This window comes from Sorangiineae bacterium MSr11367, from assembly GCA_037157805.1.
Taxonomy (GTDB): domain Bacteria; phylum Myxococcota_A; class Polyangia; order Polyangiales; family Polyangiaceae; genus Pendulispora; species Pendulispora rubella.
This window is the reverse complement of the sequence record CP089983.1, coordinates 13,150,582-13,173,725: the sequence shown is the minus strand read 5'-3', so window position 1 is coordinate 13,173,725 and position 23,144 is coordinate 13,150,582. Positions and strand designations below refer to the sequence as shown.

20 protein-coding genes are annotated in these 23,144 nt (G+C 64.4%); 9 read left to right on the top strand and 11 right to left on the bottom strand.

The genetic code is table 11. The features are described from left to right. Positions 1-123: 123 nt before the first annotated feature. Together LVJ94_51365 and LVJ94_51360 are read left to right on the top strand one after the other, a co-directional pair. A complete protein-coding gene (locus LVJ94_51365) occupies positions 124-1,749 on the top strand; it encodes a hypothetical protein (GenBank protein ID WXB05286.1) in 1,626 nt (541 codons plus the stop codon). 91 nt (positions 1,750-1,840) lie between these two features. Continuing rightward, positions 1,841-2,674, top strand: a complete 834-nt coding sequence (locus LVJ94_51360) for a 1-acyl-sn-glycerol-3-phosphate acyltransferase (protein WXB05285.1) — start codon at positions 1,841-1,843, stop codon at positions 2,672-2,674. Here the strand turns inward: LVJ94_51360 and LVJ94_51355 are convergent. The 5 genes from LVJ94_51355 to LVJ94_51335 form a co-directional block, all read right to left on the bottom strand. Then, positions 2,596-4,197, bottom strand: a complete 1,602-nt coding sequence (locus LVJ94_51355; GenBank protein WXB05284.1) for an FAD-dependent oxidoreductase — start codon at positions 4,195-4,197, stop codon at positions 2,596-2,598. The two genes, LVJ94_51360 and LVJ94_51355, sit on opposite strands and share 79 nt — an antisense overlap. A 30-nt stretch (positions 4,198-4,227) precedes the next feature. Continuing rightward, positions 4,228-5,502: a formylglycine-generating enzyme family protein gene (locus LVJ94_51350; protein ID WXB05283.1), complete on the bottom strand. Its 1,275-nt coding sequence runs from the start codon at positions 5,500-5,502 to the stop codon at positions 4,228-4,230. A 74-nt stretch (positions 5,503-5,576) separates the two neighbouring features. After that, on the bottom strand, positions 5,577-6,569 hold the full coding sequence (locus LVJ94_51345; GenBank protein WXB05282.1) for a PEGA domain-containing protein: 993 nt from the start codon (positions 6,567-6,569) through the stop codon (positions 5,577-5,579). Then, on the bottom strand, positions 6,550-7,773 hold the full coding sequence (locus LVJ94_51340; protein WXB05281.1) for a serine/threonine protein kinase: 1,224 nt from the start codon (positions 7,771-7,773) through the stop codon (positions 6,550-6,552). Before LVJ94_51340 ends, LVJ94_51345 begins: the two co-directional genes overlap by 20 nt. Before the next feature lie 58 nt (positions 7,774-7,831). Continuing rightward, positions 7,832-8,890: a serine/threonine protein kinase gene (locus LVJ94_51335; protein ID WXB05280.1), complete on the bottom strand. Its 1,059-nt coding sequence runs from the start codon at positions 8,888-8,890 to the stop codon at positions 7,832-7,834. Between the two features lie 19 nt (positions 8,891-8,909). On the opposite strand from LVJ94_51335, the gene LVJ94_51330 reads away from it, so the two are divergent. Next, positions 8,910-9,824 (top strand): RNA polymerase subunit sigma-70, encoded by a 915-nt coding sequence (locus LVJ94_51330; GenBank protein ID WXB05279.1) that lies wholly within the window; start codon positions 8,910-8,912, stop codon positions 9,822-9,824. A gap of 7 nt (positions 9,825-9,831) precedes the next feature. Here LVJ94_51330 and LVJ94_51325 read toward each other — a convergent pair whose 3' ends face one another. From LVJ94_51325 to LVJ94_51310, 4 genes are all read right to left on the bottom strand, one after another. Further along, entirely contained in the window at positions 9,832-10,302 is a 471-nt protein-coding gene (locus LVJ94_51325) for a hypothetical protein (GenBank protein ID WXB05278.1), read from the bottom strand. A 92-nt stretch (positions 10,303-10,394) separates the two neighbouring features. Beyond that, positions 10,395-11,705, bottom strand: a complete 1,311-nt coding sequence (locus LVJ94_51320; GenBank protein ID WXB05277.1) for a c-type cytochrome — start codon at positions 11,703-11,705, stop codon at positions 10,395-10,397. Positions 11,706-11,716: 11 nt separating this feature from the next. Beyond that, complete coding sequence (locus LVJ94_51315) at positions 11,717-12,142, bottom strand: hypothetical protein (GenBank protein WXB05276.1); 426 nt, start codon at positions 12,140-12,142, stop codon at positions 11,717-11,719. An 80-nt stretch (positions 12,143-12,222) separates the two neighbouring features. Beyond that, a complete protein-coding gene (locus LVJ94_51310; GenBank protein WXB05275.1) occupies positions 12,223-12,921 on the bottom strand; it encodes a hypothetical protein in 699 nt (232 codons plus the stop codon). A gap of 723 nt (positions 12,922-13,644) precedes the next feature. On the opposite strand from LVJ94_51310, the gene LVJ94_51305 reads away from it, so the two are divergent. The 6 genes from LVJ94_51305 to LVJ94_51280 all read left to right on the top strand — a co-directional run bounded on the left by LVJ94_51305 (position 13,645) and on the right by LVJ94_51280 (position 19,942). Beyond that, positions 13,645-14,463: an NAD(P)H-binding protein gene (locus LVJ94_51305; GenBank protein WXB05274.1), complete on the top strand. Its 819-nt coding sequence runs from the start codon at positions 13,645-13,647 to the stop codon at positions 14,461-14,463. A gap of 37 nt (positions 14,464-14,500) precedes the next feature. Continuing rightward, positions 14,501-14,881 (top strand): antibiotic biosynthesis monooxygenase, encoded by a 381-nt coding sequence (locus LVJ94_51300; GenBank protein ID WXB05273.1) that lies wholly within the window; start codon positions 14,501-14,503, stop codon positions 14,879-14,881. A gap of 28 nt (positions 14,882-14,909) precedes the next feature. Then, a complete protein-coding gene (locus tag LVJ94_51295) occupies positions 14,910-15,710 on the top strand; it encodes an SDR family oxidoreductase (protein WXB05272.1) in 801 nt (266 codons plus the stop codon). A 278-nt stretch (positions 15,711-15,988) separates the two neighbouring features. Next, a complete protein-coding gene (locus tag LVJ94_51290) occupies positions 15,989-16,969 on the top strand; it encodes a squalene/phytoene synthase family protein (protein WXB05271.1) in 981 nt (326 codons plus the stop codon). 5 nt (positions 16,970-16,974) lie between these two features. Continuing rightward, entirely contained in the window at positions 16,975-18,444 is a 1,470-nt protein-coding gene (locus tag LVJ94_51285) for an FAD-dependent monooxygenase (GenBank protein WXB05270.1), read from the top strand. A 58-nt stretch (positions 18,445-18,502) separates the two neighbouring features. Next, positions 18,503-19,942, top strand: coding sequence for a beta-lactamase family protein (locus tag LVJ94_51280; GenBank protein WXB05269.1), 1,440 nt, complete (start codon positions 18,503-18,505; stop codon positions 19,940-19,942). A 44-nt stretch (positions 19,943-19,986) separates the two neighbouring features. On the opposite strand, the gene LVJ94_51275 is transcribed toward LVJ94_51280, so the two are convergent. After that, positions 19,987-20,841 carry a M57 family metalloprotease gene (locus tag LVJ94_51275; protein WXB05268.1) on the bottom strand — a complete coding sequence of 285 codons (855 nt, stop codon included), beginning with the start codon at positions 20,839-20,841 and terminating at the stop codon, positions 19,987-19,989. 844 nt (positions 20,842-21,685) lie between these two features. After that, the gene (locus LVJ94_51270; protein WXB05267.1) at positions 21,686-22,960 is read right to left on the bottom strand and encodes a hypothetical protein; all 1,275 of its coding nucleotides are present in this window, start codon (positions 22,958-22,960) and stop codon (positions 21,686-21,688) included. Between the last annotated feature and the right edge of the window lie 184 nt (positions 22,961-23,144).

The following is a 23,144-nucleotide window of genomic DNA, read 5'->3' as shown; positions in this document are numbered from 1 at the left end:
ATCCAGGTAGGGTGCTCGTTGGCTGGCTCTGACGATACGGGCGTCACCGAGGACGGCCTTGGCGGTCGGTGCGGCTACGGCTACAGCAGCTATTGCTACGGGCACAAGGGCAAGTAGGTGCTCGTGGCTCCGGCCACCCGCACTTGGAACGCGTGGTGCACCGCATTTTGGTGCACCACGCTCGTCACGGTGGCGCCGCTCTTCGCGGGCAAGTTTCTCCCGTTCGTCGATCTTCCCGAGCATGTCGCGTCGATTGCGACCATGCACGATCTGGCTGCTCCGCATTCCGTCGCGTCGCAATATTACGATCTCGCCATCGCACGCAGCCCATACGTTCTCTACCATGCCGTCGGCGCGCTGCTCACGTCGGTCGCAGGCAGTGCCGAACACGCGAATCTCGTGTTGCTGGCGTTGGCCGGCATTGCACTTCCCCTATCGTTTCGGAGCTTGCTGCGCGCGCTGGGGCGTGATGAACGACTCGCCATCTTCGCGCCCATGCTGTTTTGGAATCGGGCGTTGCTCATCGGGTTCCTGCCCTTCATCGCCTCGATTCCACTGGCATTTTTCGCGCTCGGGATGGTCGCACGCCAAGCGCAGGAACCACGGCGATCGCGCGCCATCGTGCTCGCGGTCCTGGCCGTGGTGCTCTTTTACGTGCACCTGAGTTCTTATATCTTCTTTTCGGTCACGGCGTTCTTTTGGAGCCTTCTTCCGAGTCTGCGACGTGAAGCGGGGCGCCGTCTGCCGGATGCCATCCGCCGCGTCGTGTGGATGGTCCCGAGCGGGGTGACCGCGATGGTGTGGTTCGTCCTCGGCAAGATGACCGTTCATGGCGATTCGCTCACGGACGCGGATGAAATCGGGTCGATGGGCCTCGTGCGGGCGCTGCACGCGCTTCCGCTCTGGACCTTCGACATCTGGTTGTCGCACGTCGACGAGGTCTGTGCGGGCGTCTGGTGGGGCGCATTCTTCGTGATCGCCGTGACCACCTTACGCCGCGACATGCGGCGCGAGGCGTCCCCCGCGCCGTGGGTTCAACTTTACATTCCCCTCGCATGCGCAATGCTCGCGTATCTCTTGATACCGTTTCGCGTGGGCGCCGGGACGATGCTCAACGTGCGACTGGCACCGCTGATTGCCTTGAGCGCCCTTTTGCCGCTCGAACTCGATGCGTCCCGGCTCAACGTGCGACTCTTGCCCTTCGTGGCGGCGGCGAGCCTTGTCACCAGCGCATGGGCCGGGTACGAAGTGTGGACCTATTCGCATGTCGACATGGCCGGCTTCGATGCGCTGCTCGCGAAAATGAAGCCTGGGACGAGCGTGATGACCTTGAACTTCGATGCGTCGTCGCCGCGGCGACACTGGCTCGGCCTTTTTTCGGGCTCCTACCATCGCGCGCGCGGCGGCGGTGTGGCTTCGTATTCGTTTGCCGAACTTCATCACTGGCCCATCCACTACGTGGAGTCGGTGAGGCCGCCGCGCAAACCGGTTCCGTTCTTCATCCTGGCGCCGTGCGTTTACCGCAATCGCATCGACGGGGCTTATTTCGATTACATTCTCGTTCAGGGAAAGGACGTCGATCCTTTCGCGGACGGGCCGCCAGGACCGGTGTTCCGCAAAGTCGACGAAACGTCACGGTTCGTGCTCTTCGAAAAAGTAAAGGGAGAGAATTTTCCCGACTGGAGCACCGACGACGAGGGGCCGTGCGTACCGCATGCCCGCGTATCGAAGGCTGATGCGCCGGAATGAGCACGCTCTCGCAACACATCCGGATAAAAGCATTGCTCAGCTAACGGATCGTCACACACGAGGTGAGCTCGGCGCGCTAGTTCCATGTGCGATGAAGATCCGGGATGCGGCTCTGGGGATTTACACGCACATGGAGTTCGGCGCCTGCGTGACGGCTTTCTTGCCGATCATCGCGGCTTCGCACTTTCGCCATCGCCACGATCCGACGCTGCGGATGCCCGCACGCTGGGCCCAGCGCGTTGGACGAGCGTCGAGTGCGCTGACGCCGTTATGGGACTTCACCATCGAAGGAAATGGGCCTCCGGATATTTCGAACAAGCCGTACGTGGTGGTGGCCAATCACGAGTCGCAGGCCGATCCGTTTCTGCTGTCCTGCCTCCCTTGGGACATGCGCTGGGTGGTCAAAGAAGAGTTGTTCAAGATCCCGGTGGTGGGTTGGGCGATGAGCTTGGGCGGGGAGATTCCGCTGCGTCGTGGCGACGGCCATAGCGTGCGCACCATGCTCGCGGAGTGCGAGCGTGCCATCGAGGCGGGGATATCGGTCATGATCTTTCCCGAGGGGACGCTGACCAAAAGCCGAGATACCCTCGCCTTTCGCGACGGCGCGTTCGATTTGGCCATCCGCACGAAGGCCCCCGTGCTGCCCGTCGTCGTCGCCGGTACCGATTCCATGCTCCCGCGGCACTCGTTCTGGATCGGCCGTGGCCGCGCCGCGGCGCGCATTCTTCCGCCCATTCCCACCGCCCATATGACGGCCGGTGACATCGGCACGCTGCGTGACGGTACGCGCGATGCCATGATGGCCGCGCTCGCGGATTTACGACCGCGGTACGCGGTACCGCGGGATCACGCGTCGGCGCGCCCCGCGAGGACCTCGGCGGCGGCGCGTTCGCCCGATTCGACGGCGCCCTCCATGAAGCCCTGAAAGTCGGTGCTGGTGTGTTCGCCAGCCACGTGGATATTTCCGAACCGGAGTTTCTCCGCGCCGGAGATCCGGGTCCAATCGCCGGGGGCATAGCACGCGTAGCTTCCCTCGAAATGGCGCGCCGTGCCCCAGGCCATGCGCACGGATTTTCCGTCGTAGGCCGCCGCGGATCCGGGAAAGATGCGATCGAGCTGCGCGAGAGACCGTGCAGCCTGGTCTCGAATGCGACCTTCGCCAAGGGCCAGCCCCAACTTGCCGCCCGAGAAGCAGGTCATGGCCGCACCCTCCGTGGGATAGCCGCGCGACGAATCCCAACTCTGCTGATACGCGACGTCGGTCGTCGAGGCGCCGGACGCGCCGTCCGCCACCCAAGGGCGGGAGGACATCCCGAGCATCAATTTGCCATTCGTCCCGTAATTCAATATATCAATGGCGCGCCGTTGCGCGCTGGTCACTGCCACGCCGGCGATTTCGCATTTGCGGAGTTGCGTGAAGGGAATGGCCACCACGACGTGGTCCGCCGTCTCGAGCACGCGGCGCCCTCGTTCCTCGAGGACGACCTCGACCCGACCGTCGCTCTTGCTGCGAAGGGCGACGAGGCGATGCTCGAGGGTGACCGGCTCGGGCAGGCGCGCGGCCAGGGATGTCGCGATGGCGTCGTTCCCCTCTCTTACGGTGAAGCGCTCGTCGCTGTCGCCGAACAACTCCAGCGGGGGCGCCTCCGAGGAAATGAGGTAGAGCAAGTTGAGATAGCTCTGCTCGCAGGTTTCGCGGCCATATTCGCCGATGTACGCAAGTTCGATGATGGCGCGCGCCGGCCCATGAAAGCGGTGTCGATCGAACCATTCCTCGATGCTCGTGCGATCGAGCCGCCGTTGAACTTCGTTGTTCGAGTCATAGGATGCGATGTTCGGACCTTGCGCCGCGTAGTCCTCGTCCAGCTGCCGCGCGATCGGGCGGAACCATTCGACGATTTGCGCCTCGGTGTAGCGCTCACCGCGCAGAAAATAGCGTTCGCGCTCGAGGGAGGACGTGGCCTCCGTCAAGTCCACGAGGTGCAATCCGAGTTCGCCGGCAAGGCGCTGGATGGCCACGTGGCCCGTATCGATGAATTCGCCGCCCATTTCCACTTTGGTGTCGAATTCGTTGCGCAGGGTGAAGGTGCGTCCTCCGACGCGGTTGTTCGCATCGAACACGCGAACGCGGCGTCCGCGTTGCGCCAGGCGGTAGGCGGCGGTGAGGCCGGCGAGGCCTGCACCAACGACGACCACTGGCTCCGATGCGGAGACGGCCGACGGCTGCGATCCTGGTTCGGAGGCGCCATCTTCGTGCCCGTCCCCCGTTGCGCACGCAGGTAGGGCGGCGCCGAGGGTCGCGACCCCCGCGGCGAGGCCGAAGGTCTGCAGAAGCTGCCGGCGGCCCATCTCGAGCTGGCCGGCTTCGCGGCGAACGCCACGCCGTTCGAGCCATATGGCCGTGCGCATTGCACGCGCCACCCTGCCAAAAAGATCCGTTCGTGCCATGAGGCGCACCGCCCTCCTTCGTGGGAAAGCTTAATGACGCGCGCAGCGGAAGCCAATGTCGATTCGGGGCGGCGTGACATCCAATGCGCGCACCCCTCGGTGCGAGGCGCGCAAATACACTGCCAAATCAGAGGAAAAGCTTCCGCCTCGCACCATGCTCGATCGCGGCGGGAGTTCAGGATCCGCGCTCGGTTGGGTACACACCGGATTGATGTACACGTTGCTGTTGGGAGCGGACCAGCAACGGTCGTCTTCGACGCTGGCAACGTCCAATGCCATTTCAGAGAGATTGCCGACGAGATCGTACACATGGCCGCCCGTGGGCACTGTGAGATCGTCGCGACCAACCCGCTCCGGAGTATTGGCCCACGGGAATGGTCCGGTGCTCGAAGGCGCCCCGCAGCCCGTCCCACGATCCCACACCGCCCATTCGCAATCCGGCGACTCGCTCCCCCATACGTACGGCAGCGCCGTGAGGGCGCTCATCGCATATTCGAACTCCGCCTCGCTGGGAAGGGTGCCTCCTCGCGACCGACAGTATTCGAGTGCGGCATCTTTGCTGATGCAGTTGATCGGCAGTTCCTCGTTCGGTTGCTGGAACGTGCAAAAGGGGCTCGTCGCACTCCAAGTCACCAATACATCTTTGGATTCGCGATGGGTGCGGGTGAGCCAATCGGCGATCGCGCGTTGAGTCACCTCGCGGCTATCGAGATAGAAGGGCGACAGCACGACAAGCCGTTGACGCAACGGGTAAGGGTCCAACTTGACGTCCGGCCGGTCTTTGCTGCCCATGAAATACGCGCCGCCCGGAATGCACACCTCCCCCTCTCGCGGCGCCTCTTTGCACGGCGTGCGGCGCGCCTGCCCCCAGGTTCCGACGCGCGAGCGGCTGGGCGCTCCCAAGGTGACGGGGGCAGGGGCATCCAACTTCCCAACGGGATTCCCCACGCTCTCCGTCCCCAGCTCGATGCTCGCGTGCACGGCGCCCTCCGCCGGGGGCCGAGGCAGGCGGACCACCATCTCGAGGGTTGTGTCGAGCGAGATGTCGTCGTTTTGGCGGTCGACAGAGCGGAAGAGACGAACGCGGGCGCGATCGACGTTGCCACGAACGGTCATGGTCGCGCCGCGCGCAAAAAGGTCCTCGTCGACGCTGCGTTCATACGTGCACGTGCCGCACGGCGTGTCGCTGAGGGGCGAATAGAGCTGGATGACGAGCTTGTCGAACAAGCCCGGTGTTCGCATCGGGTCGAACGAGGCATCGGGCGGAGGGTTCAGCGGCGCGTCCGTATCGATGTGGAAAACCACGTGCCCCTCGGGCTCCCGATCCCCGCACCCGGTCGCGATTAGGGCGGCCGCGAGAAGTATGCACCCTACACACTTCACGGAACGACGGCGCCCCAGCCGATGGTTCCCCCACCCACCTCGGGTCGGTCACCCCGCGTGAGGGCGTAGGTGGCGACGGCAGCACCGGTCACCACGACGGCAGCACCGGTCCAGAACCACCACCGCTGGAAGATGGTCGGACTGCGCTCCACCAAGGTGGCATGAAGGTCGGCCTCTTGACCGGCCCTCACGTTGATCCGTGCCTCGTACCGCTCGAACCCATCGCGTTCGACGGTCACCAAATAGCTGCCGGCGGGGCGGCGCACGTCGACCGGCGTGGGCCCCACATCCCTTCCGCCCACGCGCACGATGGCACCGGGCCGGTTCGACGAAACGTGAATCTGCGCAGGCATCTCGGTCAGCTCGATGCGCTGCGAAAGGCTTTGGCCGGCGGCCAGGGTGCGGTGGACCAATGCATCTTCGAACCCGGGTCGCGAAAACACCAGCAGGTGCACCCCCGGATCGAGCAACACGACGAACGCCCCGTGCGGGCTCTCATCGCCCAAGCCGGGCGGACGAACGCCGGCCATGTACTCGTCGGCCTCGACGCGCACGCGATCGAGCGGGCGGCCGTCGACGGTGACGCGGGAGCCGGACGGCGTGACGTCCAACCGGAGACGCACCAGCAGCCGATCCATCTCGGCGAGGAAGGCCTTGGTCTCGAGGAGCCGATCCGGGCGAAGCGCAGTGCCACCCGCGGCATCGTTCTGAGCAAGCGCGCGCGCAAAGGCACGATGGGCGCGCGTGTAGTGCCCCATGGCGCGCTCGCACGCCCCGATGTTGTGCGTCGTGACCGCATGCGGTTGCAGCTCGTTCGCGCGTTCGAACGCCACGAGCGCTTCGGCCCAATGGGCACTTCGAACCAGCGCCATGCCTTGGGCAAAGGCTTCATCCGCCTCGGGCACGCGCGGCGTGGGCTCCTCCGCGTGCGCCGTGGATATGCCAACGAGCACCGCGAAGAGCACCGCGCTACCGATACGGAGATTCATCGAAGACTCCTCCGGGCGGCCGCGCCGTGGGCTCGGGTTTGTGGCTCGACGCGGATGCCGGCGGGGGTGCTTCCGTCACGACACGCTTGGCGCGGGACGGGGCGCGCGGACTCGGAGGCACGCCGCCATCGGCCACGGCGGGCGGCGCGGAGGATGCGGCATCGGGGACTTCGACTTCCGCGGGCACCACCGCCACGGGGGCGACGGACTCGGAGGGGCGCGGCGGCTCGGGGCCGGTCTTTTCGCTCGAAACGAACATGCGGACTCCGAAAAACATCGTGCCCAATGCGACGATTCCCGCCGCCGCGGCGATGATTCTCGGGGCCTTCGATGCGTGCCTCGGCGCGACCTCGCCGGCCGCAAAGGGGGCGAGGATCGAGGCCACCTCGCGAAGGCTGTTGGGCCGTGCATCCTTATCGCGCGAAAGCATGCGGTGCACCATGGCGGCGAGCGCGTCCGGCACGTCCTCGCGCACGCGGGACAAGGGCTCGATTTCGCCCATGGTGATGCCTTTGAGCACTTGCCCCAGATTGGGGCCATCGATCGGACGGCGCCCGGCAAGGCACTCGTAGAGGATCACGCCCAGGGCCCAGATGTCCACGCGATGATCCATGCCCTTTTCGCCGAAGACCTGCTCGGGGGCCATGTAGTGCGGCGTTCCCAAGAGTGCACCGGTGGTCGTGAGGCCCGAGGTCAGCAAGGCCTCGCCTTCCGGCGGAACGAGCTTGGCGATTCCAAAGTCGAGCACGCGCACGTCGCTTCTCGATTCGCCCACGAGAAAGATGTTCTCCGGCTTCAGATCGCGGTGCACCACACCATGCTGGTGCGCGGCCGCAACCCCTTCGACCACCTGCAGCACGATGGCCGAGGCCTCGCGCACACCGAGGGTGCGCTGGCGCGCGAGGCGGCTTGCCAACGATTCGCCGACGAGGTGATCCATCACCATGATCGGGCTGCCGTCGTCGAGCGTCATCACGTCGTGGATGTGCACGATGTTCGGATGCGCCAGGCCCGAGACGATCCGCGCCTCGCGCAGGAAGCGCTTCACGCAGTCGTCGTCCTTGCGCTTGAGAAACTTGAGCGCGACCGGCCTCTGGATGATCGCGTGGCGCGCGGACCAAACCGTGCCCATCCCACCCTCACCGAGAAGCCCCTCGAGCACGAACCGACCATCGACGACGGTGCCGGCGGCAAGCGCGTTCACGAGGGCGGATTCAACGGGGGACGGAGGCACGGCGACCGCCGGCATCGTAGCCCAGCTATTATTTTCCACCATCCGGCGACGCAAAGGGTGCGAGCGCACGCGCGATCTCTTCGAGCGAAGGGCGCTTGGACCGCTCGGTCGACAGCATGCGCGACACCAAATCCGTCACCGCCGAAGGCAGGCCGGCGACGTGCGTATCGAGCCGCGGAAGATCGCCTTTCGCGATGGCCTGCAGGAGCGGGCCCATCGAGCGGCTTTCGATGGGCTTGCGCCCCGCAAGGCACTCGAAGGCCATGACCCCGAGCGACCAGACGTCGGCCCGTGCATCCACGGTGGCCTCGGCGAAGATCTGCTCCGGCGCCATGTAGCTCGGCGTCCCCACGGCCTGCCCGGTGCGCGTGAGGCGATCGGTGGCAGCGAATCCGCCCTCCATCGCGGTAAGCTTGGCGAACCCGAAATCGAGCACCTTCACCGATGCGCCGGTGAGAAAGACATTGTCGGGCTTCAGATCGCGATGCACCACGCCGCGGGCATGCGCGGCCCGAAGCGCCTCGGCAATCGCCAACAGCATCGCGGCAGTCACACCGAGAGGCAGCGCTCCCTCGCGCCGCAAGCGCGCGCCCAGCGATTCGCCATCGAGCAAATCCATGACGATGGCCGGTGGAAATCCCGGCGCCTCGAACACTTCGTGGACGCGAACGATGTTCGGATGCGAAAGCGCCGCGGTGACCCGGCCTTCGCGCAAAAGCCGCCTCGCGAGATCGGGCTCGCATGGCTTCAAGAATTTCAGCGCGAAGGCCTCGTGACCTTGGGCGTCCGATGCCGCCCACACGAAGCCAAGGCCGCCTTCTCCGATGAATCGCTCGAGGCGGTAGCGCCCCACCAAACTGCCACGCCAACGCGGGCGGCCGTCGAAGGCAGGTGCGAGCTCATCGACCACGGGGATCGAATCGTCCGCGGCGCTGCGAGCAAACTCGGCCACCAGGAGGCGACACTCGGCACATACATCGAGGTGAGCGTGGCGCTTTGCATCGGGGCGGCCTTTGGCGGCGGCGTCGAAAAAGGCCAGTAGCTCATTTTCGTCGAGGCATTCGGAGCGACCCACGGCCTTGAACATGGCATAGGATACTTCGAAGATGCAGTCCCGACTCGTGGAGTGTCTATTTCGTCATACGAGCGCCGAGCTCGCCGGGTCGCTCCGAGGCACCGCGAACCTCGAGTCGACGTTGGACGCCTTGGTCGGGCGGGCCCGGCGCGCGTGGCCGGACATCGAGGTGGACGACGAGGCATTCCTCGCGCACGTGGCCCGGCACCTCGAAACGGTAGCGCGCGAGGAAGCCGCTCCGGCGTTGGAACAGCTCTTCGCCGAAGATTTGTTTCTCGCATTGGCGTGCGCGCAAGGGCAGCCCAAGGCGCTCGCGCACTTCGATCGCACGCACCTCCGGGCCGCCGCGGTTCACGTGCGCTGCTCCAAGATGAGCCACGTGGACACGTCCGAGGTCGAACAGCGCCTGCGTGAAAAGCTCTTCATGGCCGATCCCGGCGCCGTGCCGAAGATTGCCATGTACGCCGGACGTGGCCCGCTCGGGGCGTGGGTGCGTGTGGCGGCCACGCGCATTGCACTCAGCATGCAGCGCAGTGCCGCGGCCAAGCGCGTGACGACGGACGCCGAAGCCCTGTTGGATTTCGCGGCCGCCGACGATCCCGAGCTCGAACACCTTCGCGCAACCTACGCCGACGCGTTCCGCGCGGCCTTTCAAGACGCGCTTTTGGCGTTGGCCCCGGAAGACCGCACCCTGCTCCGGCTCTCGGTGGTCGATCGCCTCACCGGCGATGCCATTGCCCGCGTGTTCGGCATTCACCGCGCGACGGTCGTGCGAAAGCTAACCGCCGCGCGCGACGCGCTCTTTCACGGTATGCGCCGCCTGCTCGGCGAACGGTTGCGGCTCGATGAGTCGGAATTCGAGAGCCTGGTGGGCAATCTCATGAGCCAATTCGACATGAGCATCCAGCGGGTGCTCGCCGAAACGGCGAGCACCGACTCGCACTGAGGCTCGGCTACTCGGTCTCCTCGACTTCGTAGCAGTCGACGATTTGCTCTTGAAGGTCCTCGGCGCACACCTTGTTGACCCACTGCGAGCAATCGAGGCGGTGGACGCCCTGGTCATCGCAATACATGACGTGGCGATCGTCTTCGCACCACGCTTGCACTTCGCCCTCGGGGCACGCGCCGTCGACACCGCGCGCGAGCCTCTTGCTATCGAGGGCAAGCGAACCAACGCGCGTTCCGCTGGTACCACCATCGGGCCTCGGCCCTGCGTCGGGTTTCGGCCCTGCGTCAGCTTTCGGCCCTGCGTCAGCTTTCGGTCCTGCGTCCGGTTTCACACCGGAGCCGGGCTTGGCTCCGGGGCCGGGCTTGCTGATGCCGCCCCGGGCTTTCTTGGAAGAAGAGCACCCCGTCGTGAGTACGGCTGGGATCGCAAGCGACACGGCGCAAAGCATGGCAACGGCCTTGAAGTAAGGTTTCATATTCTTTTGCGTCTCCTGCCGAAGGGACGCCGGGCCTCTCCGAGCTGGCGCAAAGAAATCGTTCGACCCGAGCGAGGTCGACCATGGGGCCGCTACTTCGGAGGTGCAGCCCCCGTTTCCAGCATGTATTCCGCAATTTGACGCAGCTTGGGGTCGCCCAAGGACGCAAAGGCCGGCATCTGCGGTGCGTCGGGCCGCTTTTTGCCCGGCGCGCGCGCCCAGGTGACGATACCGTCCGGGTTGCCCGCGTAAATGTGGGCGATCTCGGTGAGGGGCGGCCCCACGATGCGGCGGTCCACGCCGTGGCATGCGCTGCAGGTGCTCTGAAAGAGCGCTTGTCCCGGAGCGATGCCCTGGGCGGCGCGTTCTTGGCCAAGGGACTTCTCATAGGCAGCCTGCGCCGAGTCCTCGGCCCAGCGCTCGGTGGCCACGCGCATGTCGCGTTTGTGCTCGGCGAGCGCCACACCGCGGTACATGTGGCGACCGCTGGCCATGCAGAGCACCGTCAGCGCGAGCAGCCCGGCGATGATCGGGAGACGCTTTCCGTCGGGCGCCTCCATGGATAACTCTTTCCAGATCATCCACACGGCGGGTACCGCGAGGATGACGCCCGTGAAAATCGCCAACAAGACCGGGGCGGCGAGCCCTTTGGACGGAAGGGTAAAGAGCACCAGCGGCCCCGCGATGAACTGCGCCAGCGAAACGACAAAGGCAATGGCGTAGAACGCGCGGCGCAATCGAGGACGGGTGAGCGATTGGAACGTTCGTTCGACGGGAAATCCAGCCCGCCCGAAATAGCCAACGCCGAAGAGGCTCGTGAGGATGAGCGAGGCGCAAAGGAAATGCAGATACCGCGGAAGCACGCTGGGCAGCGCCAGGGCGCTCAGGAGGCCATGGACCTGGGTCCATCGCTCCGGGAACATCATGAGGTTCACGTTGGCGAGAAAGACCAACGGGATCGCGAGGAAGAGGGCGACGGCGATGCCCTGAATCGAGATATGGGTCAACTTGAGATTCGAGAATCGATCCCACGTGTACTTGTGCAGATAAAGGAGGAGAAACGCCACGGCAATGGTCGGAACGAGGAGGATCCACGCCATCCCCGTGAGCGCGTTCGCCGTGTAGAAATGGATGGTATAGAGCAGATTGATGAGCAGGAGCGGGGCAACGCCCAGCACCACCGCGAGGCTCTTGTTGACGGTGAGGGTGGTGGCCAGCGCGCGGGCAAGGCGGTCGTAGTCGGGATCTTTCAAGCCGCGGATTTCGAAGGCGAGAACGAGGATCGAGCCGCCGACCATCAAATTGACGAACAGGATGTGCGCGATGAAGGCCACCACGAGCAAAAGCTCGAGCAAATGAGGATTGGCCGGCAGGGGAAGAGGGATGTCGCGCGGAACGGGCATGGGCTCCATGTTCAGGGCTCGCTGACCACGCCGGTGGCTTGGGCGCCTTCGAGGGATTCGCGGTGGGTCTGCAGGAACGCCAGATACGCCGCAAGGGCACTTTTCTCACGCGCATTGCCGGGGAAGGGGCGAAGGTCATGCATGGCACCGACGTAGCTGGCGATGGCCTCACGGTCCCAAGGTCGTTCGTCGCCGTACATTGCCGCGAGCACGGAGCGGATGCCATTGACCCCATCGACGGTGTGGCAGCGCGTGCAGGCCAGCAAGAAGACCTCGCGGCCGGCGTCGATTTCGTTGGCCTCGGTGATGCGCCTCACGCGCGTGTACGTTGCACGGGCGAGAAGCCCGTCGCGCTGGAGCAGCGGGTAATCGTCTTTCCGTATGCCATTCGAATACAGGTATCCCGCGATGGCGAGATGAAAGACTGGGAGATCCATGCCGGCGGGAAGTAGTGCCCGCACGGTCCCCCGTCAGCGTGGTCGAATGTCGCGTGACGTTTGGCCGCAGGTCTCGCCCCTTACACCTCGAGCGACACCCCCGCACCTCGCACCGCTTCGAAGGATGCGTCGCGCGATGCGACCTCCTCGAATTTTTTCCGCAGCATCACCGTGTAAATCGCGTCGAACACGAAGATCGCGATGCCCAAGACGAGAAGGAGCGGGCTGCCCGTCTGGAGGTAAATCGAGACGGTTACCGCGGCAGTGCCGATCCACTTGGAGATGGCGATGGTCATCGACTGGCCTTCTACGCCGTTGCGGCGCACGAGCATGCCGATGAACGTCACCGCGATCACCAGGTTCGTGAGGTAGGCGCAATACGTCTGGACGACGCGCGCATCTTCCATGGTGGCTCCGACGACCGCGTGGGGAAATTCCAAGACGGCGCCATATTGGAGCGAGAACCCACCGAGCAGCGCGACCACGATCCAGGGAACGAACCATTTGGGGTCCACCCATTTGGGGAACTCTTTACGACCGTATTTGAAGTAGGTGTAAAGGATCGCCAAATCGAGAAAGAACCAGATGACGTTGATCGCCACTTGAGGAGCAAACGTGCCCGGGGCGAGAAACGAAAAGACGAATTCCCAAGCTATGTTCAACGCGAGCGCCGGCAGCGGCATGCCGTAGGTCTTGTCTTTCAGCCCGCGGTAGACGATGGCGACGTACACGACCATCCAGGCGATGCCGCCAACGAGGGCGAGGAACGCGAACAGCATGCTCGTTTTGGTAACTCCTCCCCCAGCGAAATCCACAACAAATCTCGCGTAGTCGCGCGACGGGCGAGCGCGCCGCCACAATGAACCAATCGCGCCAATCCTTCGCCGACGGCGCTCATGACGTGCTGGTACGCGTACCTCGTCGACGTACCGGCTCGGTACAGGCGATACATCAAAAGGACATCGAGCAGCGCGACGCTATTTGGCTCCAACGATGTAACCCGGCTGGACACGTTGATGTCCAGACGTCGCATTCGCCACCCTCAATTTTCGCCAGCGTCGAGGGATGAGGCCCCCCGACTACGTATAGTACCCCGACACGTTAGTAACGTAACCAGGACACCGCCCGCCCTGGCAACCAAAACCATGGAACGGGACATGCTAATCGCCTATCCGAGCACGAACATGACATCGAGCGCCGGCCCCTTGCCTCGAGGAAGCGCCGCTCTTACAAACGCCCGTTGCATCTGACATCCGAAAAACGCGGCCCTTCGTGGAGGGCAACGTGACGACACCATGCTTGCGAATGTGTGTCGTTTCGAAGGACGCGACGGGCCGGCCCAATATGGCTTCACGGACGTCCAGGCAGTGTATCTCGAATATTCTTATTTGAATCAAGCAAGCACTTGGTACCCGGGGAATCATCGCGCACCGGCATGGGTTTCGGAGTGCAGAAAATGTGCGGCGCCATGACTTCGTTATTCCGATGAAAGGACTCGAGCAATGATTCTGGTGACCGGGGCAACCGGTAATATGGGACGGCATTTGGTGCGCCACCTCCGCGAAGCAGGGGCGGCGGTGCGTGCCGTCACCCGGAATGCGGGCAAGGCCGAGGGTATGGCATCGGAGCGGGTCGAAATCGCCGTGGGCGACCTCACCGAGCCGGCGTTTCTCGAGCAGGTGTTCACCGGCGTCGACGCGCTGTTCACGTTGCTCGAAGTGGGCGATGCCAAGGCGGTATTGGCTGCCGCAAAGCGCGCCGGTGTCAAACGTGTCGTCCTCGTCACGTCGCTGCTGGCGGAGACGCTTCCGAATGGGTTCGTCGGCCAGCTCTCCCTCGACTGCGAACGGATGATGCGCGACAGTGGCCTCGTCGGCACCGTACTGCGCCCGTGGGAATTCGCCACGAATACGTTAGCTTGGGCCGACGAGATCCGCGGCGGAGGCGTCGTGCGCAAGCCGAGTGCGGGCCTGCCGTCGCCGGTGATCGACCCGGCCGATGTTGCGGCCATCGCCGCCAAAGCGCTGCTCGAGCCGGGCCACGAAGGGCGCATCTACGCGCTGACCGGCCCCGCCGAAATGCTCCCGCAGGACAAGATCCGCGTGTTGAGCAACGTGCTCGGGCGCACACTTCACTTCGAGGAGAACGGGGACCCGGAGAAGCTGGAACAGATCCGCCTCACCCCCGACCAGGTCTCCGAGGGCTTCGGTGTCTGTTTCATGGCCAGCCCCGGTGTGCTGCCCACGGTGGAAACCATCCTCGGCCGACCACCGCACACGTACCTGCAGTGGGCGGCGTCGAACACCAACGCGTTTCGTTGATCCCATCTCAATCCGTACACCCTGCGAGGAGACCCCTGTGATCGAGAGTATCAGTTTCGAGAACGTCCGTTTGGTTCCGGCGAATGTGGACCAGGCCGTCACACTCATCAACGCCTTCACCGTTCCGGTGGAAGAGTCGGAGCAGTTCCTATTTCGCTGGAGGGACAACGCGCGCGTCATGGCCGCCCAGCCGGGGTTCATCCGCGCGGTGATGTACCAGTCGCTCGACAGCGCCGCCGAACTTCGCTTCATCCAGATGACCGCGTGGGAGAGCGGCACGGCATTGGACAACGCCCGGGTGAACCCGGAGTGGCGCGATGCCGTACAGCGTATGCTCGACGACGAGAAACTCCATATCAAGGCGCGGCCGGTCGTTTACACCGTCGCGTTGGACGTCTTTCCGAACGATTTGCTGTGAGTCGAATCGCCAAAGGGTGGAGAAACGCATGTCCCAAGTGAAGCAAGTCGCGCTGGTCAGTGGTTCCAGCCGAGGAATCGGGGCGGCCACGGCACGCGTTCTCGGTGAACGCGGCTACCACGTCATCGTCAATTATCTGAGCAACGCCGCCGCGGCGAAGAAGGTCGTCTCCGCCATCACGTCCGCCGGCGGTTCGGCCCAGGCCATCCAGGCCGATGTGCGAAACGGAGATCAGGTCCGCGACCTCGTCGACCAGATCGTCCGGGAGCACGGCCGGATCGACGTGCTGATCTGCAACGCCAACACCGCGCCCCCGACGTTCGAACCCTTCGAGGAAGTGGCGTGGGGCTCGTTCATCGCGAAGTTCGATGGCGAGCTGGCCGGAGCCTTCCACCTCACCCAGCGGGTGCTCCCCATCCTGCGCGAGCGGCGCGCCGGGCGGATCGTGTACATCTCGAGCATCAGCGGCGACGTCAGCGCCGGTCAGGTGGCCCATTCGACGGCGAAGTCGGCCCTCAATCGATTCAGCCGGCACGTCGCCGCATTCGCAGGTCAATTCGGTATTTCGGTCAACACGGTCGCCCCGGGATCGGTCGCAACCGATTCCAGCGCCACCGTCAATTCGCCCGAGATCCTCCAATATTTGGCCGAGCGATCCGTGTTCGCCAGGCAGATGGTCCCCGACGACGTCGCCAACGTCATCGCCTCGATCGTCGACGTCCGATTCGCCGCGGTGACGGGGCAGATTATCACCGTCGATGCGGGCATGGATGTACTGGGGCAGCAACACACCTTCGTATCCAAACGTAAACCCCTCGAGCGCGACTGATTTGGGTCTCGCAAAAGTCCCGAAATTTTCGGTACGGTCGAACCGCGGCAGCGAGACAATCCCGGCGGGGCCGGCGCGATGTTCGGTTCTGTGGACGAGGATCGCAATAGCGTTCGGCGTCCCTCGTGTCGGGCAGCGGCCAAGGGCGCCGGCCTCGCCGGGATTGTCCCGCTGCCGCTGCTCACCTTTCGCGAGGATTTCGATTCGGAACGTAATCCCAGACAGTAAAGCTCGGCACCCTTCGAAAGGACACGACGTTGATCATTCGAGAGCTTGACATGCTTGGCATCACCGATCCGGCCGTCCGCCAATCGTACCTCGTGGCCAGCAAGTTGGTGCGGGGCAAGGTCAAGGCCAGGCAGATCCCGTCGGTGATCCGTTACATGGTTCCCGCGAAGAAGCGCCTCCACATCGAGGCGTTCTTCATGTTCATCATGCACGTGGACGATATCGTCGACCACAAGGTGCACAGCATCCCGGTGCGGGAGCATCGCATGGATGAATGGGAGGCGATGTTCGCACGCGCCGTCGCGAACGAGCTCCCGGTTGCGGGAACGACGTCGTCCGAGGACGAGGAGACCCACGCGCACGTCGCACGCGCCTTCGTGCACACCATGCGCACCTTCGGCCAGCCGCTCAAGGATGTTCCGCCCTACGTGGCCGGGCAGCGCAGGACGCTGTTCGTCACCGAGTACGAGACGGAGGAGAAGCTCGAGGAGTTCATCCAAACGGTGACCCTCCTGCCTTCGAGCTGGGCCAACGCGATCCTCGAGCCGATCACGCCCGACTCCAATGTATTGTGCCGGCGCGCGGCCACGGCGTTTCAACTCATCGACTTCATTCTGGACGTGAAGCAGGACCTCGACGAAGGGCGGATTTACTTCCCGCTGGACCGGATGGCCAAATACGGTTTGGACCGCGCAGCGTTGAAGCGCCAATTGGACCGGGGCGATATTAGCGAGGGCCTGCGCGAGCTGATGGTGGACGAAATCAAACGGGCCAAAGAAATGTACGATTCGGGCCGGGATTGGCCGAAGTCGGTGCACCCCGCGTCGCGTGCATTCGCCGAGTGGGATTATCACACCAATGGACTGAAACTGGATGCGCTGATCAAGGCGGATGGCGAGCATCTGACCCCCGGTTTTCGCATGCCTCCTTCTATCAAACTCAAGGCGGTTGCCAACATGTACTTCGATATTGCCAAGGGCGTTCGAGACGATCTGTCCGTTCGATACGGCAGGCGCGCGGTGGAGGTATGACGGCGATGGTTCGTACATCCGTTCTCGTGGTGGGTGCCGGTCCGGTGGGCTTGATGCTCGCCGGCGAGTTGCGGTTGGGTGGCGTCGACGTGATCTTGGTCGAAACGCGCAGCGAGCCAAGCGGCGAATCGCGCGGGCTCGGCTTCACGGCGCGGGCGACCGAGATCTTCCAGCAGCGCGGGCTCTTGAGGCGCTTCGGCGACGTGGAGCTCAATCGGCAAGGCCATTTCGGAGGCATTCCGATGGACTTCGGGGTGCTAGAAGGGTCGCATTTCGGCGCCCGCGGCGTTCCGCAGTACAAGGTCGAGGAGATGCTGGAGGCGTGGGCCAAGGAGCTGGGCGCGTCGGTGCGACGTGAGCACAAGCTCATCACGCTCCAGAACAATGCCGACGGCGTCGTCGCGGTCGTCGACGGCCCCGAGGGGCCCTTCGAGATTGCCGCCGACTACCTCGTCGGCTGCGACGGCGGCCGGGGCACCGTGCGACGTCTCGGTGGGTTCGACTTCGCCGGCACCGACGCCACCCGCGAGATGTACCTGGCCGACATTTTGGGCCGCAACATCCGCCCCAGGTTCATCGGCGAGCGGGTGCCCGAAGGCATGGTCATGTCGGCCCGGTTCGCGGAAGGCGTGGACCGCATCATCGTGTGCCCGCGCGGCGTGCCGCGAAAGGAACGCACCGAGCCCATCACCTTCGACGAGGTTGCCGATGCATGGCAGCGGCTCACGGGCGAAAGCCTGCACGGCGCGGAAATACGTTGGGTGAGCGTCTTCACCGATGCCACCCGTCAGGCCACCGAGTACCGGCGGGGTCGGGTGCTGCTCGCCGGCGATGCCGCGCACGTCCACTTGCCGGCCGGCGGACAGGGACTGAGCCTCGGCATCACGGACGCGGCGAACCTCGGGTGGAAGCTGGCCGCCACCGTCAAAGGTTGGGCGCCTGCCGATCTGCTCGACACCTATCACTCCGAACAACACGCCGTCGGCGCACGGGTCCTGCGCAATACGCTGGCGCAGGGATTGATCTACTTGAGTGGCAGCGAGGTCGACCCGCTCCGTGGGCTGCTGGCGGAGCTCGTGGCGATCCCCGAGGTCGGTCGGTACCTGTCGGGAATGGTCAGCGGACTCGCCATTCAACACGACGTGGGCTCGCGCGAGCATCCTCTGCTCGGCAGGCGCATGCCCCACGTCCAGCTCACCGACGGCCGCTCGACGGCCGACTTGCTCCACCCGGCGCGCGGCGTACTTCTCGTCGCAGACGGGGACTTTGGCCCCGTGGCCAAGGGCTGGATCGATCGCGTGGACTTCGTCCGCGCCTCCCCGGCCGCACGGAGCGACGCGGGCTGGCCGGCCGACGTCCAAGCGGTGCTGATCCGCCCCGACGGCTACGTGGCCTGGGTCGCGCCGAGCACGATCGCGCTTTCCGAGGCATTGAGCCGCTGGTTCGGTACGCCGGTCGCGCCGGTCGCGGAATAGGCCGCCCCTTCAAGTTCTCTCGGGCAGGGGCGCTGCATACCGCTAGTATCCGGCGAGCATGAGGCTCCCCTTCCCGCTCGTCCTCTTGGCCGCCATCGGCGCCGTGTCCTGCCACGCACCGCCCCCCGTGCAAACCAGCGCGCCGGCGGCGCCTTCGCAACCTTCGCAGCCGTTCGACGTTGCGGCGGTGGACGCGTACATCACCAGCCAGATGGCGGCGCAGGGATTCGTCGGCTTGTCGGTCGCCATCGTGAAGGACGGAGCCATCGTCCTCGACAAGGGCTACGGTCACGGCCAGCTCGCGCCCGAGGTACCGGTCACGCCGGACATGGCCTTCGCCATCGCGTCGCTCAGCAAGCAATTCGTGGCTTCCCTCGTTCTCGTCTTGGCCGATGAGAAGAAGTTGTCGCTCGAGGACAAAGTCGCCAAATACTTTCCCGATCTCACGCGCGCCGGCGACATCACGCTTTACGACCTGATGACGCACGTGTCCGGATACCACGACAGTTATCCGCTCGATTACGTCGATCAGGAGATGAAGCAACCCGTCGCACCCGACGAGGCCATCGCACGTTACGCCAAGCGGCCGCTCGATTTCGAACCACGAACGCAGTGGTCGTACAGCAATACAGGCTACGCCATCCTCGGACGCGTCATCGAGAAGGTGACCGGCCAACCGCTGGGCGTGGTGCTGAACGAGCGCATCTTTCGCCCGGTCGGAATGACGCACTCGTCGTATATGCCCACGGAAGGGGCGCCGGGGCTTGCCCGCGGGTACACGTCATTCGCGCTCAGCCCTCCGGAGCCGGCCGCGCCGGAAGCGCGCGGCTGGAGCTTCGGCCAAGGCGGCATTTACGCCCCCGCCGGCGATATCGCCAAATGGGATATCGCGCTCATGGGCGGAAAGGTGCTCGGCCCCGAGGCCTTCAAGATTTTCACGACCGCGCGCCGTCTCGCCGACGGCCGGCCGACGACCTATGGCGGCGGCATTGGGGTCGCCGTCAACAACAAGGGCGAGACGCTCTTACGGCATCGCGGCAGCTACGCGGGTTTCGTGTCGTACAGCGTCCTGGTGCCGCGGACGCGATCCGCCGTGGTGGCCATCTCCAACCGTGACGACAAATTTCCCGGCGGCCTGGTCAACGAGATCGTCACGCGGCTCGCCAAGTCGCACAGCCCGCCCGATTTGACGATTGCCGGACCATCGGCCCGCGACGTCGCCCGGGACATTTTTGCCCAGATCCAGTCGGGCAAGGTCGATCGTCGCCGCTTCGGGGAGGATTTCAACGCGTTCCTCTCCGACGCCAAACTTGAAGCGGCGAGCCTCCGCCTTCGCCCGCTCGGCATGCCCGCGGACATTGTCGTCGAGGAGACCTACGAGCGCGGCGCGATGGAGGTGGCCACAGTGCTCCTCACGTTCGGGGACACGAAGCTCGAGGCCATCATGTTCCGAACGATGGACGGCAAGGTGCAGCAATTCTTGATCAACAAGCGATGAGGGCGCACGGCGATTAACCTCGCAGTGCGCCCCTTTGGCGTTCGTCAGGGTGATCCGTAAAGCGCGACGGCGCCCTGGCGATCCTTGCTGGTCAGGACGAGATCGCCGGTGTTCGAGCCGTTGCACTGCGGATAGTGCATGACCGACGCGGAGTCGTACGAGGTGAGCTCACGCCACTGATCGTCCTCGAAGCACGTGCCGGATTCGGGCCGGGTGTGCTCGTGGCGGAAGCCGAGGGTGTGCCCGAGCTCGTGCCGCAGAATGCCGGCCAAGGTGTACACGCCGGTGTCGCCGAAGGCGCTGGTGCTGATGAGGACGTTGCGGCTGGCGCGGCTGTCATCGGGGAAGAAGGCGCGGGCCAAATACGACGTATCCGACGTCTGGCGAACGTCGAATACGACGTTGTCGTTGCTGGCAGTGCAGCTGCCATCTTGGCCGCTCTCGTGGACGAATTTGACGTTGGCGGCGCCGGCCCACGTGTTGGTGGCGCTGCTCATGGCGCTGACCACCGCGTCGTAGCGGCTTCCGAAGGAGGATTTGCTCACACAGTAGGTAATATTGAGCTTCTGCGTGTCGTCCCACTTCGCATCCGTGCCGCCCGGGGCGTGAACGATCAGGGCGCCGTTCTGCACGTATTTCTCGTAGAACGAGCGAAGTTCGCTCCGCTCCGTCATGACCTCGTCTCCATTGACGATCCAGTATCCGGTGTCGGCCTCGCGATGCACGGTCTTCTCCCAGGCGTCGAAAGACATGGCCGCCGTGGTCCCCGTGACTTCGGGCTCGGAAGATTTGGATTCCGAATCGGCGGCGCAGCCCGCGGTAACGCTTACGAAAAGCGATACACCTACGAGTAGAGCGGTCGAGCGAGCGATGGAGCAGGACAGGGTCGTGGTGCGCATGGATTGCCTCTTTGCAGTGAGGGTGCGGGTGGAGCCTTCCCGCCGCGCCAATCGAAAATGAAATCGATTCCACGAGGGGAGGCCGTTTGATGCTGCATCCAGCGAGAGGCCGAAACGGCCACCCCGCCCCACGCGACGCCCACAACCGCTCTACGGTCGGGCACGTGAGTCACGAAGCACTGGAACTCCCGGGTCTAACACCGGATGAACGGATTCTCAATCGCAGAAATGATTAATAGCCGAATTTCAAGTACGCATTTATCGCACTAGGTGCCGAGGGAATCCGTTCTCGATGAATGCCTGCACACGCAACTGACAACGCACCATGGCAGGACGATCGTTCAAAAACGAAGTGTGGCATTTTTGCGCGCTTCGTTTCGCAACATGGGCTCGTCATCGTTCGATCGATGGATCGCGTAGGTTTGCTAGCTTCGATCGGCCCCGGACCAGAGAAATACGCGAATTGAAGGACTCACACTCATCCCGAAGATGTTGCCAACGTGGAAGCCGCCGATGGCGGTGTGCCGAGGCTGCCAAGGGCTGAGTTGGCAGCCTCGATAATACCTTACATTGATGTAACCAAGGTCGCGACGCCGGGCGACGCTCTCACCGCTCCGGGGTGATTCGGATGGCGCGAATGCGCTGGCTTCCCTCATTCCGCACGAAGGCAAGAAAGGCCTGCCCGTCCCGATGGCTCGTCACGGCAGGGTAGCTCGCCCCCCACGACGGTACGCTCGGATCCACCGGGCATGCGTCCGTGACGTAGGGCGCCCCCGTGGGCGGCGTAACGCTTCCGTCGGCGCCGAGGACCGCCCCGTAGATACCGCATTGACCATTTCGCGATTCATGCCAGGTAAGGAAATAGGTATTTCCGCTCAGCGCGGTCAAACTCGCGCCGGCGCCATGGCTCTGGATCGGAATGCCCGTGGGATCGAGCACATTTCCGGTGGCCGTGACCCGCACGACACTTCTTCCGGTACTCGCGCCGACGAGAAAATCCGTGCCATTGGATGCCACCGGCAGCGCGTTGTCGGTGAGCTGTAAGGAGAGCGGGGGTTGGATCGAGGACATTTCCGGTGGCACCGTCGACACGGGCCGCCAGGTTCTGCCAACCCACGAGGTAGATGCCGGCATCGTTTCGAGCCACCGAAACATCACCGAAGCCCGCTCCAATGACGAAGGACGAAGGGCCGATGGTGGCGCCTTGCGCGTCGATGCGCCGCCCGACGATCGCGCTTTCGCGCGCACCGCCATCGGGGGTCGGAAGCGTGGTGTACCACGTCACGAGGCACTCGCTGGGGCCGCAAGCAATGCCAGGCAGGTAGCGCGACGACCCGTTGGAGGGCGTGAGCGGAGAGTCGACGAGCTCCCCCGTGGCCGCGTCGATTCGAAGGATGCGCAGCGGGTCGTCGGGCGTGTAGTTCGAGGGCGGCACCGCAATGACGTAATGGGTGCTCGTCGCCGAAACGCTGAACGCGTAGGCCCGGTCCGCCACGTGGATCGCCTGCGCGTCGAGCACGCGGCCGTCTGCACCCACGCGAACCGCGTAAAGCGGGTCGTTTGAAGTTCGGTTATCTTTCCAAATCGCGAGATATCCGCGATTGGGCCCCGCCACGACACGAGGAACCGTCTCGTTGTTGCGCGGCGTTTGCGCCAGCGGGATGCGTGGCCCGACGCCACCGGTGCCGGAGGCCAAGCGCGCGGCCGCCAATCCGTCTTTGTCCGCGAACCCGACGGTGCACGTCCCGCCCGGACACGTCACAGCGAATCCATCGAATACCCCGGAGGCAATGGGCAATGGCACGGGATCCACGAGCGTCTTGTCCGGCGTGAGGCGTTGCTCGAGCAACATCTTTGGCGATGAATCCGTGGCCCACACGACGTGGTACGAGGTGCCATCGAATCCCGCCGCAACGGAAGTTCCCTTCCCACCCAGCGCGACGCCGTCGGCAACGACCGTGTTGTCCGAGTAGCGCAACCACGCGAGGAGATCACCCTCCTGGGACAGGGCCGGCCAGGTCGCATCGCTCGTCGCTCCAGTGACGGGACCGGGATTGCCGCACCAACCGACTCCGTTGACGGGGCGACCTCCGTTGGAGAAGCCGTTGAATGCGCACATGGAGTACTTCCCAGGTGCGCCTGTTGGATGAGACATCCTAATATTGAATTGCGGCGGACCCCCTTGTCCGTAGACGATAAGCGGCCCCACGGTTCCATCGCGGAACACGGTGGCCGACTGGAACATCACTCCCGACGGTTCGTAAGAAATCCAAGAGGTGAGAACTCCATCACCCTCCCGAGTC